This window comes from Nodosilinea sp. LEGE 07298 (assembly GCF_015207265.1).
Taxonomy (GTDB): Bacteria; Cyanobacteriota; Cyanobacteriia; order Phormidesmidales; family Phormidesmidaceae; genus Nodosilinea.
Window position 1 is genome coordinate 38,539 of sequence record NZ_JADEXE010000009.1, and the last position, 18,107, is coordinate 56,645.

The 18,107-nt window shown below is 53.1% G+C and carries 13 protein-coding genes; 7 read left to right on the forward strand and 6 right to left on the reverse strand.

Annotation, left to right across the window (positions count from 1 at the left end; all coding sequences use genetic code 11):
- Positions 1 to 539: 539 nt before the first annotated feature.
- A complete protein-coding gene (locus IQ273_RS02375) occupies positions 540 to 1,106 on the reverse strand; it encodes a hypothetical protein (RefSeq protein ID WP_228052235.1) in 567 nt (188 codons plus the stop codon).
- A gap of 239 nt (positions 1,107 to 1,345) precedes the next feature.
- On the opposite strand from IQ273_RS02375, the gene IQ273_RS02380 reads away from it, so the two are divergent.
- The 3 genes from IQ273_RS02380 (at position 1,346) to radC (ending at position 3,027) form a co-directional block, all read left to right on the forward strand.
- Complete coding sequence (locus IQ273_RS02380) at positions 1,346 to 1,591, forward strand: TfoX/Sxy family DNA transformation protein (RefSeq protein WP_194021581.1); 246 nt, start codon at positions 1,346 to 1,348, stop codon at positions 1,589 to 1,591.
- A 236-nt stretch (positions 1,592 to 1,827) separates the two neighbouring features.
- Positions 1,828 to 2,154, forward strand: coding sequence for a hypothetical protein (locus IQ273_RS02385; protein WP_194021582.1), 327 nt, complete (start codon positions 1,828 to 1,830; stop codon positions 2,152 to 2,154).
- Between the two features lie 162 nt (positions 2,155 to 2,316).
- Positions 2,317 to 3,027 carry a DNA repair protein RadC gene (gene radC, locus IQ273_RS02390; RefSeq protein WP_194021592.1) on the forward strand — a complete coding sequence of 237 codons (711 nt, stop codon included), beginning with the start codon at positions 2,317 to 2,319 and terminating at the stop codon, positions 3,025 to 3,027.
- A 70-nt stretch (positions 3,028 to 3,097) separates the two neighbouring features.
- On the opposite strand, the gene IQ273_RS02395 is transcribed toward radC, so the two are convergent.
- On the reverse strand, positions 3,098 to 4,123 hold the full coding sequence (locus tag IQ273_RS02395; protein WP_194021583.1) for a ParB/RepB/Spo0J family partition protein: 1,026 nt from the start codon (positions 4,121 to 4,123) through the stop codon (positions 3,098 to 3,100).
- On the reverse strand, positions 4,120 to 4,902 hold the full coding sequence (locus tag IQ273_RS02400; RefSeq protein ID WP_194021584.1) for a ParA family protein: 783 nt from the start codon (positions 4,900 to 4,902) through the stop codon (positions 4,120 to 4,122). The genes IQ273_RS02395 and IQ273_RS02400 overlap by 4 nt, the downstream gene beginning before the upstream one ends.
- Positions 4,903 to 5,192: 290 nt before the next feature.
- On the opposite strand from IQ273_RS02400, the gene IQ273_RS02405 reads away from it, so the two are divergent.
- Complete coding sequence (locus IQ273_RS02405) at positions 5,193 to 6,248, forward strand: replication initiator protein A (protein WP_194021585.1); 1,056 nt, start codon at positions 5,193 to 5,195, stop codon at positions 6,246 to 6,248.
- Between the two features lie 827 nt (positions 6,249 to 7,075).
- Here the strand turns inward: IQ273_RS02405 and IQ273_RS02410 are convergent.
- On the reverse strand, positions 7,076 to 7,690 hold the full coding sequence (locus IQ273_RS02410) for a hypothetical protein (RefSeq protein WP_194021586.1): 615 nt from the start codon (positions 7,688 to 7,690) through the stop codon (positions 7,076 to 7,078).
- A gap of 1,707 nt (positions 7,691 to 9,397) precedes the next feature.
- Here IQ273_RS02410 and IQ273_RS02415 point away from each other — a divergent pair.
- The 3 genes from IQ273_RS02415 to IQ273_RS02425 all read left to right on the forward strand — a co-directional run bounded on the left by IQ273_RS02415 (position 9,398) and on the right by IQ273_RS02425 (position 12,169).
- Complete coding sequence (locus IQ273_RS02415) at positions 9,398 to 9,700, forward strand: hypothetical protein (protein WP_194021587.1); 303 nt, start codon at positions 9,398 to 9,400, stop codon at positions 9,698 to 9,700.
- A gap of 349 nt (positions 9,701 to 10,049) precedes the next feature.
- Positions 10,050 to 10,817 (forward strand): hypothetical protein, encoded by a 768-nt coding sequence (locus IQ273_RS02420; protein WP_194021588.1) that lies wholly within the window; start codon positions 10,050 to 10,052, stop codon positions 10,815 to 10,817.
- A gap of 968 nt (positions 10,818 to 11,785) precedes the next feature.
- Positions 11,786 to 12,169, forward strand: a complete 384-nt coding sequence (locus tag IQ273_RS02425) for a DUF6876 family protein (RefSeq protein ID WP_194021589.1) — start codon at positions 11,786 to 11,788, stop codon at positions 12,167 to 12,169.
- A gap of 173 nt (positions 12,170 to 12,342) precedes the next feature.
- Here IQ273_RS02425 and IQ273_RS02430 read toward each other — a convergent pair whose 3' ends face one another.
- Complete coding sequence (locus IQ273_RS02430) at positions 12,343 to 13,323, reverse strand: hypothetical protein (protein WP_194021590.1); 981 nt, start codon at positions 13,321 to 13,323, stop codon at positions 12,343 to 12,345.
- Between the two features lie 159 nt (positions 13,324 to 13,482).
- On the reverse strand, positions 13,483 to 17,967 hold the full coding sequence (locus tag IQ273_RS02435) for a bifunctional class I SAM-dependent methyltransferase/DEAD/DEAH box helicase (protein ID WP_194021591.1): 4,485 nt from the start codon (positions 17,965 to 17,967) through the stop codon (positions 13,483 to 13,485).
- Between the last annotated feature and the right edge of the window lie 140 nt (positions 17,968 to 18,107).

The window sequence follows — 18,107 nt, forward strand, 5'->3', positions numbered from 1 at the left end:
TCACGTGCAACATCCTCCCCTATCCTCACTACCGAGCGTGTACACCTTGCTGCTGTTGATGCGATTCTCTCGACACTCGGTGAGCCAAAGACTGCGCTCCACCGCGAAGCATTAGATACCTTCTAGTGCGAGGACTATCAGACCAATAAGCTATTGGCCGCTACCAACCTCCCTCCCTCGGTGACGTCTTCTACTGTAAGTCGCTCGGGTAACTGGGTTTGAACGTTGTTGTTTAAGCTCACCCTAAACACAAATACCATGCTCGCCGAATCGGCTAGGGCTGCGGCTGACTTTGTACGGGAGCGCATACTTGCTGAGTTGGGCGCGGCTATAGCTCAGAGGCATTGGGGTAATGCGCATGTAAACGGATTGTTGTCCTTGTGGTTCACAAATGACCACAGTTGATCACAATTCACCTTCGAAGGCCCCTTTTTAGGTCGAACGTCTCGTTTCTGGATTGAACGTGAAACAACTGTGCCATTCCGGATCTTCATTACCAAGGCATGACTACGCTAGGTGAGGAAGTGTCTCAACACTGCTCAGCTATCCAGAACCAATCGTTTAAGATTCTCCGCCGCGGTTGAAATGATCTGCAACTTGGCTGCGGCCTCTTCGGGATCCTCGATCTTTTGAATTGCTCTCTTCGCGTACCACATACTTACCCCAAGCGTCGCCGCAGAACAGTTCAGGCCAAACCACTTCAGCGCAGCTCGCGCGGTCCGTATCTCGTCATCTGAAATGTTCATCGAACTCAGTTGCTTTGGATGCATGAGCCGATTGCGGACGATGACCGAACTCTTTAGGTCGCCCCATTCGTGGTCGCTAACGCGTAGAACTGGTTCATAATCGAAAGCCCTTGCGTGGCATCCGAATGCAAAGAGAAGGTTCGGCACGAAGCGTAGGTTCGCGGGAGGTTCTTGGATAACACCCCGGCCATCTATGCTCGGAGCAACCTCCGCCAGGACGCTCAGCTCCGAAGTGGTAAAGACAATTGAGGCATCATTCTTGTGCTGCTCCAGCGCTTCCTGCTTGAACAGCCACACAGCCCCTTCGATACACGCAAACATCGCGCGGATGTACTGACGCCTCTGCGCTGCAGAGGTCACGATGTCAGACTGCGCGTTGCACGCATGCACATCATCCCACAGAAGCGATAGGAATGACTCGCGTTCCGTCGGGACGAAGAGGTCTCTATCTTGGTTCGAATGCATCTCTCGATTTGGCTGGCTAACGTTTGTGTTTAGCGGCGGCAGATACCCTTGGCATCATCGCCCAGATCTCTCCAATTGTGATAGGCGTTGCCCTAGAATGCCCAATAACCGAAATTGCAAGAGCGCGCGCGTTTATGAAAAATATTGGACCGGTTTCTCGCGAGTGGCTCGCTGAGATTGAGGTGTACACGGTAGAAGACCTCAATCGTGTTGGCGGTGCAGCTTCGGCCTGGGTGCAGGTAAGAGACCGCCATCCAGGCAAAGTGACAACAAATCTTTTATGGGCGCTTCTTGGAGCAGAGGCGGATATGGATTGGCGAAAGCTACCACCTGACGTGAAGGAAAAGGCTTTGGCTGTAGTCAATGGCCTCTCCGTGTAGGCAGAGCTACAGTAATTTGCTTAGAGTACCTGCTAGCCACGCGCTGTCGGTGGCTCTAAGAGACATAAATGTTCATCCCAGGCACAGAATTTCCTAGCGCTAGCTAAGGCTCCATGCTATTTCCAGGGCAGTTATAGAGCAATGAGCGAGTAGTTCGTTGAGGCGATATAGTCCTTTCTGTCCGGAGGTCTAAGCTACTACTGCGGGTGGATGGGCACGTCTTTTGATAAGTCACTATGGTGCACCAGTCTCATGGTTCTCCCGTTTCCTCCGACGACAATGCAGAACAGCTCTCTCTCTTTGATGTAGAAGCACCAGGAGGAGGAGAGAGTATTGGAGGAGATGTCGTCCTTGATAGCCAGCTGGAAGCGTTTGTGACCAAGGTGCTCAGTGAGGTGCCGAAAGAAGACCAGCGATATTTCTTGTTACGGTTTCGGTTTAAGGTTTTGCTCCAGGAGCTTGAGCGGTTTTCACAGCGGGAGCGAGAGCAGTTTACCGTCTGGCTTGTTGAGGCTGTGCTTGAGACGCCCGAGGAGCAAAACGAAACGGGGGGCCGGGAATAAATGACTGGGCAAACTCCAGACTTCGTTTCTTTCGATCCCCCTACTCCCCTTCCCCCAGCGTTCGAGCATTTTTCACGCTGGAGTCCTCCTAATACGAGCGACGAAGCCCACTACTCGGCAGCAGATTTGTCGAGGCCAGAGTACACGCTTCGCGTGAAAGACATGGTCGAGGGTGATCGACCCCGTAATCGTCTCGTTTATCTAGGGCCTAAAGCGCTCTCGACAGCGGAACTGCTTTCGCTTGTAGTAGGTCCCGATCAGGGCTTCGCGGGACGCTCAAGCGTTGAAATAGCGCATGCGATCCTTGGTCTCCTTCAAAATAGCGATGCTGCTGATGGTGATATCGACCGGCTTCAAAAGATTACCTTTGAGGAACTGCTCCACATTCCCGGTGTAGGGCCAGCGAAGGCGGCTAGCATTGTCGCCGCAATTGAACTTGGGAAACGAGTGTTTCACCGAGCACCTTCTCCTAAAACTGTGGTGGATGATCCAGCCCTTGCAGTAGCCGCGCTTACCCCGTATCTGATGTGGGAGACCCGAGAGCATTTTGCTGTGGTGTGCCTCAATGTGCGGCATCATCTGCTCTCAACGAAAGTGCTCACGACGGGAACTGAGACAGAAACCCTTGCACAGCCGAGGGATATTTTTCAGGCTGCGCTCAAGGCTGGAGCAGCACGGATAATCGTCGCGCATAATCACCCTTCCGGGAACCTCGAACCGAGCCCAGAGGACTTGGCTCTGACCAGAAAACTTCTTCAAAGCGCAAACATTATTGGCGTGCCGGTGCTCGATCACCTCATTTTAGGTGGTGGTGAGTATCGGAGTTTGCGGCAGACAACGGTGCTATGGATAGATGAGCCCCAGGGGGTATAGGGGGGAGTCATTTATTGATGCGCTCCAGAACAGATAACAGGTTGTTCTCCCAAGCTTTTTTGATCCGGAGCTACGTCGCTCCGGAATCCTCCAATAAGGCCTCAAGCTCCCCTAACAGCCGTTCTAGCCGCTTCCGTTTCTGGGCTTTTTCAAAGAATGGCTTTGCTTTCTTCGCTCGTTTTGCGACCGAATCGAGGCGCTCAAAAAGGGAGCCATCCCCTACCCCGTCACTATCTGGAGCAGCGGCAGCACCCGTGTGTTTGCTTGTCGCCGCTTTGACTCGGTCTCGCACCTCTCGGAATGAGAGCTTCCCTTCCGTTACTTCTTTAAGAAGCGCCTGACGGGTAGCGGCATCTTTTACCTTAGCGAGCTCTAACGCCGACGAATATGGCAGCCCCTGTTCTAGGTGTGCCTTCTTTACCTCATCTGGAAGCGTTAGCGTGCGTAGGTTCTTGGTTCGGAACGTCTGAAGCTCAATGCCAAAGAAGCTTAGAATTTCCTCAATTTGGACAAGATTCTCGTCCGGAGCGACGTCGCTCCGGCTTCGTTTCTCTGAGTGGCCTTCGGTCCGAATGAGCGTGATAACGGCTTCCTGAGAGCATTCAAGCTTTGTGCTTATGAGCTGGAGAATCCCTTCAGTCTCTTCGAGCTTACTTAAGTCTTCGCGCTGGAGGTTTTCGATAAGGGCAAATTCGAGCGCTTCTTGGTCGGTGTAATCATCAACGATGCATCGGATCTTTTCTAAGCCTGCCTTTTTCGCCGCTCGCCAGCGTCGCTCGCCAGCGATAAGCTCATAGGTGGTTCCATCTGGACCTGGGCGCACATTGATAGCGCCTCGAAACCCTTGCTCCTTAAATGATGCGGCAAGGTTTGCGATACCCTCATCTGAGAAAAACTGGCGTGGCTGAAATGCCCCAGGAGTAATTGAGCCAAGGGGAATCCACTGCACAGCGTTATCACTTCCTTGGGAGAGCTGGGCTTCCTCTTGCTCTTCGGAAATTGTGTCATGCGCTAGTGAGCCTCCTCCTGAGGTAAAGCCAGTGAGGATGCCTCTTCCTGAGAGATCAAACGAGCCACTTCCTGATTTTTTCGTCATAGTCCTTTCACCATTGCACGGGTAATGACTTCGAGCGGTTCTAACGCTGGGTGCCGAGGCGCATACAGCGCAAGGGGCACGTGTTCAGCGGTCGCATTTGCAAAGTCGGTTCGTCTCGGGATTGGTGGAAACACCACTGCGCCCTTAAAACTTGGATTGTTCTGAAGACCTAAAAACATCTCTTCAATGGTTTCGAGTGCTCGTCTGGCCTGAGAGGTGCGCTCATCGTACATGGTGGGGATAGCGCCTAAGACCTTTAGTTTCGGGTTTACCTCTTGGGCTATCTCATAGGTGGTCTGGAGCAGGTTGATGGTCGCCTCAACCGACTTGTACTCGGTCTGAATGGGGATAAGGAGCGTGCTTGCAGCAACCAGGCAATTGACCGAGAGGAGCCCGAGAGAAGGGGGGCAATCAATGAGAATGACATCGTACTCGGAGGTTTCTTTCGCCAAGGTGTCGGCAAGCTTATATTCTCGCCGCAGCTCAGAGGAAAGTTTTAGCTCTGCTTGGGAGAGGAATATGTTGGCCGGGACCAGGTCACACCCGAGGACGTCTTTCTCGATAGGAAGAGCACCTTTGTTTAGGAGCGAATGGTAAATCGTGTTTTCTAGATTGAATGGGGTAAGACCCATAAACGTAGTGAGCGACGCCTGGGGGTCCATGTCGATTAACAGCACCCGTTTTTTGTGGTCGGCTGCTAAGTGGTAGCCAAGGTTCATGGTGAGTGTGGATTTTCCAACCCCACCAGACATGTTGAAGAGGGCGATTACGTGAGGCATGGAAGGGTACTCACTGAAGTTATAGAGAGTAGGTGATTGTGGTGCACACTCGCAGGCACAGCAAATAGAAGAAGAATCGTAGTGCGAAAACCGCTATTGGAACCAAAAGACTGTCCTTAGAATGTCTTATCCGGAGCGACGTCGCTCCGGAACAAGATCTACTTGAAAAGACTATAACGACTTTACCCATTCTGACCACTAAAAATTACCGGTTTTTAGTGAGTTGGTGGCTGTACCTCCCGAGCATGAAACCTCTTGAGGATCTCTCAGAAGTAGGATAGGGGAGGGGCATGGCTCTTAGAAAACCCCCTCCCCAAGACGGCCAGCTGGAGCTTTTCTCAGCGGTATTCACCGACATTGTCACTAGAGATATCCAGGATGCGATGGAGGTACCTTTTTTGAGCCTCTCAAAGAAGCCTCGGGTTGAGCCCATACTCTACAGCTCGAAGGGGGTAGATATCACGGTTACCGGGGGGGCTCCGTATGGCATCGCGAATATCTGGGACTGGGATCTCATTATGTGGCTTCTCTCGCAGGTGCGGGAGGCTATCGACAAGGGCCATCCTGTGTCACGGCAGATTCGTTTTCACCGCCATGCTTTTCTTAAAAGTGCACGGCGGGATGCTGGAGGGGTGCAGTACCGGCGCTTAGAAGACACGATTGCGCGGCTCAAGAACACGAACGTGGTTACGACTGTCCGCGCAGCTGATAGGCGTACGGTCATGTTTAGTTGGCTTGAGTATGTGCACATTGACCGTGACGATAATGGGAGACTACGAGATGCCACCGTGGTTCTTCCCGAGTGGCTCTTTGAAGCAGTACGAGATCGGACGCTTATTCTTTCGCTTCACCCCGATTACTTCCTTTTGACCGGTGGCATAGAGCGTTGGCTCTACAGGTTCATTCGCAAGCAGGCAGGTAACAGCATAACGGGGTGGAAGTGGCGTCTTGAAACTCTTCATGAGCGTTCGGGGAGCACACAGCGGCTCTCTGACTTTGCCACTGCTATTCGAGACATTGTCCGTGACGGTAACCTCCTCGATTACGAGCTTGTGCTTCGGAAAGAGGAGGGCCAGGAGCTTCTCTATGCAAAGAGGATAAGCCCCTCGGCTCAGAAGGTGCCTGAGGTGGTTCCAAGTGCTATTACCCAAGCGCAGTTTCTTCGACTAAAGACCATGACCTACGAGAAGGCGAAGGCACTGGCACCTGGCTACGATATCTACTCGCTTGAAGAGGATTGGCGGCGAGCAACTCAGAAGAAGGGCCTTGTTCTTAACGACCCAGATGCGGCGTTTCTGGCGTGGTGCAAGAAGGTGGCTGAGAGGCCGGTGAAGGTGGTTCGGTAGGGGGGCTGTGAGTCCGGAGCGACGTCGCTCCGGCGCGATCAATCCCTTCTACTTTTCATGCGGCTGCGGCCTCTATGAAAGCACGGTCTATTACCCGCAGATTGCATCGGGCCTATTGGGTACGTCCGTACCCAGTCTTGAAATAGAGGTTGTTAGGTGCGGCAACGAGTCTGAAATGAGATATCCGGAGCGACGTCGCTCCGAAATACTTGTGACAAGTTATTTACGGCAGCCACATACGGTCTATTACCCGCACGGAGGGGTCTCCTCGTGGGTACGGGTGCGCAGGGATAAGCCCTCCTGCCTGTGGATAACCTCAATACACGACACGGACTATTACCCGCACGAGACACGGACTATTACCCGTAGAAGTTCGGTCTATTACCCGCACGAACACGGTCTATTACCCGCATAAAACATTGTTAAAGCTTGTGATATCAATAGGTTAGACCCCCCTAAACTCTCTTAAACGTATTAAACAATCTTCTTAAACGGGTTTGAGCCCTGTGGATAAATCACCCTAGTGGCCCTAACCCTCGAAGGATCTTTTTATTTTCAAACCGATTTTAGGAATGGCTGTATCGAGGTCAGGGCACTACTGCTCGCTGTGAGGAGGTTCACGACTCACCTGTGCCTCTTCAGGTAGTAGCTTCTATTTGGCTGTACCGTCCCTGGTGGCCTTTCTAGTCGTCTCTAAAGATTGCCTTGCCCCAATCCCCTGACTGACTCCTTAAAGAGCTCTGGGGGCCACCTAGGCGCTCTCCTTGAGGTGGCTTGAGCAGGGTAGGACCCAGTAGTTACTGGAACCGCTTCAAGGACACGGTCTATTACCCGCAGCGAGACTTCCTCAAGTACGGTCTATTACCCGCAGCAGGTGGGAAGACTTGACTTGCTTTTATCGCTAGCAGGGGAAGGCCTGCCGCTTTCCGTCTCAGATTGATAGTGCGAAGAAGTTCCAGTTTCTGGCGCACAACTCCTGGGAATCGGTAGAAGGGGAGGGATGCGAATACCTTTTCAAGAGGCTCTTTGCCAGTAAGCGACATGTTCTGGATCCGCGTTCTCGCTTCCTGCCAGACCCTGCGCTCGACTTCTACGACGACTGTGCCTCGGGCGAGCCCGACTGAGTACCCGCCAAAGTGAAGCGGGGACTCTCTGATGTCTCGGGTTGTTATTCGGTCCAATGCGTCTTGGTGTCCATCGGTTGCGAGGAGAACGAATGTGTGGCTGAAACGCAGGTACTGGACAGAGGCGATGCCCTTTTTCCGGCGGCGCATCCGGGTGGTGCGGCATGAGGTGACCTCGTAGGTCGCTTTCATCTTGGCGTCGATCGCCAGCATGTCTTTCCCCTGGGGGATGGTTCTTACCGCGTACCTAAACCAGCCGTGGCGGACGTAGTCGATAGCGATGCGCCGGAGAAAATCGCCGAGGGTACGTGTTTCCATACGTTAGAGAGCCTCGTAGAGCATAAATCACGAAGAAGGAAGGTTGGTTGATAGGCTCAACCAACCAAAAAGCCGTTATAGAACCCGTGGATGCCCACCCTCCCAGCGATAGCCACACGCAGACTTAGGGCCTGCGGGCACACGTCTAGGTGGGGTGGGCGAACTCGAACCTTTGCGTACGTCGAGCCGTCCGGATCCACTTTCCTATAAGCCGTAACAAACCGCGTCTTTTCAACTAATTAAAAAAACTAAAAGACAAGGTTTGTTTCCGTTTTGCTTTTTAGAACAACAGTTTTTTGAACTGTCTTAATTGGTTGTTAGCTAGTGAGCTGTCTTTTTGAGTTTCCGTTTTGCCATATGCATTCCTTTGCAATAAGCACACAGTTGTTAATGGCCGTGCTGGTTTACCAGGCACCCGTGTTTCAGAGTGCCTAGTAAGCCCAGAAGCGGCGAGATGAACTACCGATCGTGTGAGACCCCTCAGCGCTTTCGTAGTCTGTTCAAAAGACGCGGCTACCACCCCGCATCCAGAATGTCGTTAGGAGCAGCCTACTCCCCCTCCGACACGCCCCACATGAGTGGGGCCACCTACTTGCGCCACGCTCCCAGACTTTGAGGTTCGACCGTTGGCCTGGCCTGGCCAACCTTTGCGGGAACCACCCGCCAGCCTCGAAGTCCTTCCCCAGTTCGTGTCAATCGTTCCACGTGAGATCCTGTCGCTAGCGGATTACTATCCGCAGCGGTAGACGTGCTGGTGGCATACCCACTCACCTTGCAGTTTTCGGGGGCAGAAAGCGGAAAGCTCCCCCTTACAAGCACGCACCGTTTTTGCAGTTCGGCATCAGCTTCTCACGCAGTTACCAGGAAGGGCATGGTTCACTTTGTGAACTTAGTGCCCCTTTCACCGTTGAGCTTTTTAGCGGCTCTGATTTCCAGAGTCCCCGAAGTTACCATCCTCCGGTGGGCCACATCACTGTGCCCAGCCTCCCGGCCCTGGAATACGTTACGCGCCATTACAGCTCGTCCCGTACCACGGATTAGTCGGGTTAAACCCCCGACGCACATCGGCGGCCCGATGTGGATTTCACCGCTTCGACTGCTATTCCCTACGACTCACCCACCAAGGTGAGCCTTCAGGTTGCCACGACCTTACGCACAAGCGATGACTACATCGCTCTGACGCAAGGCATTCCCTGGTCGCCAACCTTCTTCAAGAAAACAACCGAAGGGAGGATCCCTTCCGCTAAAAATCACCGAGTCGAATGGAAGGGTTACTTCTTACTGAAACATGAGCACTCGCTGCCCATATTTTCTCGCAAGAGATTAGTCTCCCAAGCCCTCGTTACGCACGGATAAGCACCTCTCGATGCGCTCCGGCGCGAAGGTGCAGTGGGTTGTGGGGGGTTAGTCCCACGCCCTTAGCCTTGGCTTGGTAAGGTTGCCAAGGTTTACCGGGCTCCACTGTCACACGATCTGGTAGCTCTGCACTTGCCGCTCTGTTTAAGCGAACTGGTAGACACAGCCCCTGGGGAGGGAGGCTACTCGATAAGGTGGAGGATTTACAGGAAAAAATAGGGAGATAGCAGCTAGTTGCAGATTGCGTATGGTGAGGTCAGAGGAGGCCTGTGTCGCCCAGTAGTAGCGACGAGAGAGAGAAAGGCGGGGACACACCCGCGAAGAAAAAAGACAGCTCACGGGTATGTCCCCATGAACCGTAAAAAAGCCAACCGGGGAGACGGTAGCACGGGTAACCTAGGATTTGGAAGAAAAAAAGTGAGTGCTATCGGTGGGATAGGGTTTTATTGCGGAGGGGGAGGGGCGCTCCTGGTCAAGCCCGTGAATAAGTGGCGGGAGCTTGAGATTTTAGGTGTTTCAGGGAGTGTTCCACGCTCTTTTCATAGACATGGTGGCGTTAAAATCCGAGGGATTGTCTTAGGCACGCTAAAAGGCGGAAATTACGACATTAATGCATCTGTCTATCGCTCTTCTGATAGAGAGCTTTTGGGGTGACAAAAGCGTGGAACACCCGTAGACTTTGCCGCAAAATTACGGGTTGCCCATTGGGTTATCGATTGCTTCTACTCTTTTGTGCTTGTTCGTCAGGAAGCATGAAGCTCCAACACGATAGGCGTTGATTTTAGAGACAACTGGACAGATGTATGAGTCGATTTCAATTAAACACACTTTGTTTTATAGTGACACTGTTTCTCGTGTCTTGCGACAGTAAAGTTGTGACAGATAGAGAGGTACTGTCCTCCGTTTTACGCGAAGCTCAAAATTGTTGTGAGGGGAGTTGTAGAGGCTCGTACCAAGGTATTTCAAAAGGCGGTGCTTGCAGCGATGTCAGGGAGATACGATCTTGCCTGATGGGCAACAAGGACGATTGCCCGAGGAAGGGATACGGGGCGTTTTGATGCGCGAGCAGGCGCAGGCGCTCCATGCCGCTTTGGTAACAACTCCTGAGATTTGCCAGCGACTGGGGCTTGGCCTTGATGAGGTGATGGCGCTGCTGTTGCCCGAAAGACAAAAAGACGCGCCTCGGGCAAAGCACCCTGTCGGTCGTCCTTCCTGGACCATTGAGAAAGAGGAGGGGATGCGGCTGCTTAATCGGCTTGTTGGTGCCCGCCGCCGTAGACTGCCCCTCTGGACGCTCCCCCAGTTGGTCGGCGAGCTTCGGGAGATTCTTCCTCATCCCCCTTCGGAAGATACGGTGAGGCGAGTTCTTGATCGGTTAGGGCTTACCTTTACGAAGCAAGCCGAGGGACTTTGTGCCCCTGGTCGATCGCTTCTTCAGCGTAGAGAGAGCAGGAGGGGGCGGGATCTCTTGTACGTGGTGACACACCGAACGACCCGGCAGCTTGGGCTCACCTCACTCCCCCTGGCCACGGTAGTGGTGGGTCTTAGCCCTGGGAATCGAGTGGTGTTCGCAGTGCGGATGCAGAGTCGGGTATCGGCCAGGTTTATCCGAGAATTTTTAGATGGTCTCTCGGCTCTTCATCGAAACAGGCGGGTTTTAGGGATGATGGTTGGGGGGAACGGGTGTAGTTTTGGAGAAGTAAAAAGCTATGCCCTGGGCGCGTGCATAGCAGAGGCGACACCAGGGCTCACTCAGATAAGATACCTGTGAAAGAGGAAGTGTTCAAGGATTATTTTTATTGTTCTAAAAACATTGAGATATTAAGGAGTTCTTTCTCGGAGGAACGACTCTCTACGTATGTAGATGCCTGTTCTGGTGATGGAGAAAGGGCCTTGCGATTGTATGCCTGGAACTCTCTGGTGAGTGCGGCTTTGTATGTCTCACTTCAGGGCTTAGAGATTACGCTTCGCAATGGCCTTCACAAGGCAGTTTCTGGGACATTCACCTGTCACTGGTATGATAAGGCTCCCTTTTCAGCGTCGGAGAAATCACAGATAAAACACGCCAAAGAGACACTCGAAAAAAAGAATAAGCCTCTTGGTTCGGGGCGATTAGTTGCGGAGTTGTCGTTTGGATTTTGGGTTTCTTTACTGCGACCGCACTATATTCATACTTTGTGGATACCTTGTCTTCGGCATGCATTCGTTAAGCCACTAGATCCTAAACATACCTTTCACCAGCTGGATCATTTGCGACGTTTGAGGAATCGCATAGCTCACCATGAGCCAATCTTCTCCAGAGACTTAAAGAAGGATTATGAGAGCCTTTTAAGTGTCATCGAATGGATGTGCCCCACCGCTAAGCATTGGATAGATTGCCATAGTGAGGTATCGCGGGTGCTACGTGATAGGCCTTCATAAAGCGTGTTGTGTGGCAGCAAAATTTCTTCAACAGTTTTTACATGGCCTCTCCACACTGGCGGGTTGTGGCGCTCGCTGCAAATAGTTTAAGCAGCTCACTTTTTCCTTGAACCACCACTGCCCATTTCGTTATTTTCACTTTGCACCACATTGATCGACACGGGTAGAAGCGTTGTATCAAAACCTCCTTGGGCCAGGAGACCATGCAGGGTAGACGGCCCCACGGTTTTTCCTATCGAGGGTTTGTTGTCTTCCGCATGGCGGCCGCCTGCGGCGTTAGCAGGAATGTCCTTAACGTATAGGAAGGTTTTAGCCGAGATGGCGAATTCACCATTTTCGCTGACTGAAGATGAGCTTTCGCAGTTTACCGGTACATCACAGTATTACCAGCACCCGTTGGGTGTGCTGTACACCGATGGTGTGCAGTACATGGCGGAGCGAGGCGGTGGGTACTGGATTATCGATGTGATTGCTGCGTGGCAGTTGCATCCGCAAGTGGCTTTCGATCCCATGCTCCAGCAGATTCAATTCTGGACACTCATAGTTCACGATGACGGTTCAGCTATCATGTTCTGTGAGCGGGATACTGACGATGTTGCAGTTTCTCAACGGATTCCACTTGCGGATTTTCCGCTCAAACAACTTCGGCTCTACTTTCAGAATGGGGGTAGTGCTACTCCCTTCGGAGTATTGAGCCAGTGATAGAGTCGTCTTTGTCATGCAGGTGGTAGGAGAGAAGGTTTTTCGCTGCTACCCTGCATGATCTCTTGGTCTAAAGGTATCAAGAGTACCGCAACACCTTTGATAAAAGATGGACTGAAATTAAATCGATAAAATCAATGTGTAGAGTCTAAAGACTATTTCCAATGGAACTATCACATACGGTGCTCGTTAGGGGGATGATTGGTTCTGTTTGAATAATTGTTTTCAAAGGCCTGATCTAGATCTCTTAGGGCTTGGCTGGCTGTCGTCCCTGCGTCATATTTGTCAACCCCCTCAAATGGTGACGCCTGCGGAAAGCGATTTTCGTCAGGTTGCAGAATTTCTTGATTGCTGAAGCTATCGAGACTTTCGGTAACAGCAGCCGTTACTTGATCCTCTTGGAAAAAGCGATCTATAAAATTCCGCACTTTGCTCCAAAACCCACTATTTTCTACTGGTACTTGAGGTTCGGAAGCAGTCTTTAGTTTTTCGAGACCAGCTTTTAGTTCTTGTATCTGGGCTTCCTGAACACTTTGCAAGGAAGTAACCTTATCAGTGATACGTTCAAGGGTCTCTGTTTCGACAAGAAAATCTCGTATTTCTACTACTTCAATCGCTAACGTTTTTTCTTCTAAGTAAGCACTTTTTGAGGCAATAGATTTTAGGCTATCTAATTTATGTGATTCTAATATCTCTAATCGTTCTTCCAGATATTTCACTTTATTTGATAATGCTGAGTTCTCGGTATTCAAGCTATCAATCAGCTCTTTAATAATAGGATTTACATCCCGTTGGTAACCATAAGAATCTTTTTCTATAACCTCTTCTCGTTGCTGCGCGAAGCTTTTTAGCAAGTCCTCTAAAAAGCCAGCGGAGATCCCGCTTGCTGTGGAGAGTAGTGCAGCTGCGACAGGGAGCTGTGGGACTACACAAGAGGCGGTAACTAATCCGATAGTGATAGCACTTGCTGCGAAAGTTCTGGCGATATTAGGTGAATGTTTAACTACCCAGGTATTGAGAAGTTCTTCCCAGTATGGCTGCGTAACTAAATCAATGCTTTCTGTGTACCGGCTGACCATTGCGCCGGTCATAGCATCAACATGAAACTCATTGTCAAGAGAAGTGCTGTATGACCTGCAGGTAGATTGGGCCATGGTGATCGCTTAAAGAGAGCAAGTACATCTTCATTACACCGTACAATTCTCTCCCGTAGGGTGGGAATATACATATTATGTGATGATTTGCTGGCATTAGCTATGGAGAGCAGACAGGAAAGGCTAAGGGGAGACCCTTAACCGTATATGTAGTGTGAGCTACCGCAGTAACCCAACAACCCTTTCGATCACACGCACTGCCGCTGTTTCGCCAGCGGGAATAAATACCCGTCGCTTGTAGCTCACAATCTCGGTAAAGCACCCTGCTGCAATCAGCTGATCGCAGAGCGCCTGGGCGATAAACTGCCCAGCCACCTCGATGCGATGCTCCTGCATGATGCTTGACCGCCGAATTGATAAGCCGCCGGTGAGCGGGAAGCTTTCACCGCGCTGGAAGACAAGCGTGTAGATCTCGGCGGGGGAGAGGTCCACCTGCCGAAGCCCCAGGGATTCAGCAAGGTGATTCATCCGATCCGCTTCAACCATTCGTCCAAGGAGCCGCTCGCCCGTCACCGTTTGAAGTCGAAAGACCCGCAAGGTGTTCGAGTCGAGCGAGTTCCAGATGGGAAGTAACAGTCCACAGATGAGGAAGAACCGCCTGGTCGTAGTCGGTGGTATCTCTACCGCCTCCGCCTCCCAAGCGCGTCTCCAGACTGCATCCCTCGCAGGCACCCAGAAGCTTTTCTCCATGTCGGAGACAGCAACCTTGGTTCCTCGCGAGGCGGGCCGCACGAGGGTGACCCGAGGAACGATCGCCCCTTTGGCATTCACTGTTCCTGGTGCAGGCAGCTTAATTGCTGCTTTTCCCGATCGCTGATTTACGATGAGGGTAGCCTCTGGGTTTGACGCCGCGAGGGCTTCTGCCTCAGCTACCCCAAGGATGTGCGTGCGCTGCGTTTCTTCGATCTCCACACAGATGGTTTCACCCCCCGATGATGGGTGGGCGTAAACCGTTTCGCGGCTTACCACGCGGAAGCTTTCGGCCTGGAGTGTTTCCACCCCGGCCTCAAACGTGCCCGCTGCAATTGCCGCTTCAATCCGCCCCTCCAGGAGCATCTCGAAGAACTCAAAGAGTTCGTTCTGGAGCTGGATGGGGAGGGCCAAGAGCCGATTGAGAAACTGCCGGATGTCTGGCAGCTCCTGCTTGAGCTGCCCCTCTTCGGTTTTTAGCTCAAGCCCCGTTGCAGCCTCAAACTGCGCAAGCGAACAGCACGGGACATTCCCCTCCGCAAGAAGCAGGAGGAGCTGCCTCAGGGCTGCCTCCGCATAGAACGATTCGAGGTTGTCGCGTGGGTCAAAGAGTCCTTGGCCCCCTGTCTGACGTTGTCCCCGCGTAAGCGCCCCGAGCGAGTCGAGACGCCGCGCGATAGTTGAGATAAACCGGCGCTCACCGCGCACGTCGGTCACCACTGGCCGAAACACCGGCGCACTCGCCTGGTTTGTCCTGTGAGAGCGGCCTAGGCCCTGGATTGCGTTATCAGCTTTCCAGCCTGCTTCAAGCAGGTAATGCACTCTGCGACGGATGTTTTTGGCAACAAGGTCTGCATGGTAGCTTCGCCCTGTGCCTCCTGCATCGCTAAAGATGAGAATGCGCTTCTCATCATCCATGAACCTTTGAGCTTCATCGAGGTTGGCGTGAGCCCCTCGCGCACTGACATACAGTCGCCCGGTTTCAGGCTCTGCAAGGATGCGGTGGCTTCGCCCGGTGACCTCTGCCACATGGGTGTCCCCGAAGTGGTGGATCACTTGGTCGAGCGCACTGGGAAGCGGCGGTAGTGACGCAATTCGCTCGATGAGCTGATTGCGTGCGCTTAGCGCCTCCTGGCACACCACCGGATTGCCCTCACTGTCTTGTACCTCCCGCGATGACAGATACCCTTCAGGAGTCGTGTACGGCTCGTATAACCAGATAGGAAACGCATGAACCAGATAGCTCATGATGTATTCCCGAGGGGTGATGTCCACGTTTAAGTCGTGCCATTCCTCAGTGGGAATCTCAGCGAGTCGCCGCTTCATGAGTTCCTCGTTGGTGGACACAACCTGGAGCACGACGGCGCGCCCTTCGGCTATGTCCTCCTCGATCGCCCGAATCAGTGCAGGGCACTTCATTGAGGTGATGAGGTGGTTAAAGAACCTTTGCTTGTGTGATTCAAAGAGCGATTTTGCCGCAGCTTTCGCTCTGCCGTTTAACGACTTACCGTTAGAGCCCACGATGTTGCAGGCGCGGAGCGCCTCCTTCATATCGGTATGGATAACCTGGAAGCCTTCTGCATAGGTGTCGTAGATCGCCACCTGCTCGTTTGTGAGTGGAACCTCAAGCGCTTCGTACTCGACCCCCTCGAAACTTAAGTTCCGTGCGAAGTAGAGGCCGAGTGCTTTTAAGTCCCGGCAGACAACCTCCATGGCGGCTACACCACCCGACTCAATAGCGGCGATAAATTCGCCGCGACTGGGGAACGGGAAGTCGCCTGTTTGCCAGAGGCCTAGGCGCGAGGCATACGCAAGGTTACTCACCCGCGTAGCTCCGGTGGCTGAGACATAGAGCACTCGTGCTTGGGGCAGGGCGTTTTGAATCCGAAGACCCGCAACGCCTTGCTGTGAGGCCTTCTTCATGCCGCGTGTTCCCACGTCGGCAATTGCGTTTCCCATAGCGTGGGCTTCATCGAAGGCGATGACCCCGTCAAAGTCCCGGCCTAACCACTCGATAATCTGGGCAAGCCGTGACGACGACGACGACGACGACGACTGCCCAGGCCGCTTGCCACTAGAGCGAAGCGTCGCGTAGGTGGTAAACACAATTCCCTGTGTGAGGGGAATGGGGCTTCCAAGCTTAAACCGCGAGAGTGAGACAACCTCGTCTTCGTTTCCGCCAAGAGCCACCCAGTCCCTGCGAGCGTCTTCAACCAGTTTGTCTGATTTCGACACCCAGAGGGCTTTTGTGCGCCCGTGGGAGAAGTTATCGAGGATGATGCCTGCAACTTGTCGCCCTTTACCTGCGCCAGTGCCGTCACCGAGGAACCACCCCCGGCGAAACTGCACTGCACCAGCGGTGTCGCTCCCAGTCACCTCAACGTTGTCGAAGGAGTCATCGACGAGATAGAAGCCACCCAGGCAATGTGAGTGGCTTTCGCCTGCGTAGATAACGCTTTCTAGTTGGGCTGCCGAGAGGAGCCCGCGTGTGACAACGTCTTTCGGTAGTAGGGGCGTATATGTTGGTGCAGGTGGCCGCACCGACGAGAGCGCCCCTGATTCACAGAGAGTGGTTGGGTGGGGGAGTGCCCCGTGGACGACTATTCGCTGTGGTTGATACACCTCGTAGAGGGTTTCGCGCATCGGTTGCTGCTCGTGCTGCGGCGCGTTCTTATCCTCTTGGTCAATAACCTCATAGGACACAGCAACCGGTGGTTGCTGTGGCGGCGGCGGCGATTGTGCCGCTGGTTGCGGCGGCACCGCCGCCGCCCCCCCCGCTGCTGCTGTTTCTACCCTCTGCTTGCTGCTGCTACTGCTTCTACGAAGCGCTCGGGCTGCTCGTACCGGTAGTGGGGGTGCTGTTGCCTCTGCTTCTTCTCCTCCCACCCCCCCTACTACTTCCCGAGGGGGAAGGGCATCGAGGAGTGCTTTGACGTCATCGGTGCGGAGCACCCGGAAGGGTGCTTGATCATCGGGGAGGCTACTGGATTTGGTTTCTGTTCTGAGTGACAGCTCAGTTGGAATCCCTCCATCGCGCACCTTGTCGATCACCGTAAGCCGGGTGTTTATCGTGGTGCCGTGTTTGGCATACGCCGCACCTTCGATGTCAACACTGGCTCGCACCGAGACATCGACATCGTCATCCAGCCCGCGCAACGCTTCTTCCCATACCGTGTGCCCTGGTCGAAACCAGTGCGCCGATATGAGTACGAGTCTCCCGCCTGGGGCGAGACGCTGAAGCGCTGATCGCACATGTTTGGCGGTAGCGTGGGAATTACGCCGCTCTACCTTGGGTGTCGCCGAAAATGGCGGGTTCATGACTATGACCGTTGGGCGGATGCCTGCGGGCAGGTAGTCATGAATTTGCTCAGCGTTACACGAATAGATCGCTTTGCCTGGAAACAACCGCCGGAGGATGCCTGTGCGCCTGGGGCTTAGTTCGTTTAGCACCACGTTGGAGCCGAAGAACACCGTCGCCCACTGGGCAAGCATCCCTGTGCCAGCTGATGGTTCAAGCACCAGATCAGCTGGGCTAACTGCTGCACAGCGGTTCACCACGTAGCCAAGTGATAGGGGAGTTGAGAACTGCTGGAGTTCTACTGACTCATCACTTCGCTTGGTGTGGGTCAGTGTGTGGCTTTCAATAAGTGCAAGCTTCTCGATAACTCTCTCAAGCGTGAGTTCCCGCAATGCGCTTTTGTACTCACTAATAAGGAATACAAGGGCTGCTTCTTGGGCCTCGTACACATCTTTCCAAAGCCAAGCTCCATCACTGTCAGAGCCGCCAAAGGAGCGGTTCATCCACGTGCGAACCTGACTCGCTTTGAGCTTTTGTGGCCCAGCCCAGAGCGGGTAGACCATTCGCCGTGCAACCTCTATCAGACTTGCCTCATAGGGCCGTTGGAAATGCTCCTCTTCACTAAAGAGAGAGAGCTGTGGTGTGTTGTCAGTCATGGGTAGACTTCTTCCTTCTCATTGCGACTGGACAAAAGGAAAAGGAAACCGTTTTGTGGATCCCCTTGCCTTTCCTGTCTGCTTTTTCTTCTTCGTCTACCCGTTGCTTGTGATGGTGGTGGTGGGCGTGGTGGTGGGCG

Coding starts and splice junctions, on each gene's coding strand:
- IQ273_RS02380 (WP_194021581.1), top strand. CDS start 1,346: ATGAAAAATATTGGACCGGTTTCTCGCGAGTGGCTCGCTGAGATTGAG.
- IQ273_RS02385 (WP_194021582.1), top strand. CDS start 1,828: ATGGTGCACCAGTCTCATGGTTCTCCCGTTTCCTCCGACGACAATGCA.
- radC (WP_194021592.1), top strand. CDS start 2,317: ATGGTCGAGGGTGATCGACCCCGTAATCGTCTCGTTTATCTAGGGCCT.
- IQ273_RS02395 (WP_194021583.1), bottom strand. CDS start 4,123: ATGACGAAAAAATCAGGAAGTGGCTCGTTTGATCTCTCAGGAAGAGGC.
- IQ273_RS02400 (WP_194021584.1), bottom strand. CDS start 4,902: ATGCCTCACGTAATCGCCCTCTTCAACATGTCTGGTGGGGTTGGAAAA.
- IQ273_RS02405 (WP_194021585.1), top strand. CDS start 5,193: ATGGCTCTTAGAAAACCCCCTCCCCAAGACGGCCAGCTGGAGCTTTTC.
- IQ273_RS02410 (WP_194021586.1), bottom strand. CDS start 7,690: ATGGAAACACGTACCCTCGGCGATTTTCTCCGGCGCATCGCTATCGAC.
- IQ273_RS02415 (WP_194021587.1), top strand. CDS start 9,398: ATGAACCGTAAAAAAGCCAACCGGGGAGACGGTAGCACGGGTAACCTA.
- IQ273_RS02425 (WP_194021589.1), top strand. CDS start 11,786: ATGGCGAATTCACCATTTTCGCTGACTGAAGATGAGCTTTCGCAGTTT.
- IQ273_RS02430 (WP_194021590.1), bottom strand. CDS start 13,323: ATGGCCCAATCTACCTGCAGGTCATACAGCACTTCTCTTGACAATGAG.
- IQ273_RS02435 (WP_194021591.1), bottom strand. CDS start 17,967: ATGACTGACAACACACCACAGCTCTCTCTCTTTAGTGAAGAGGAGCAT.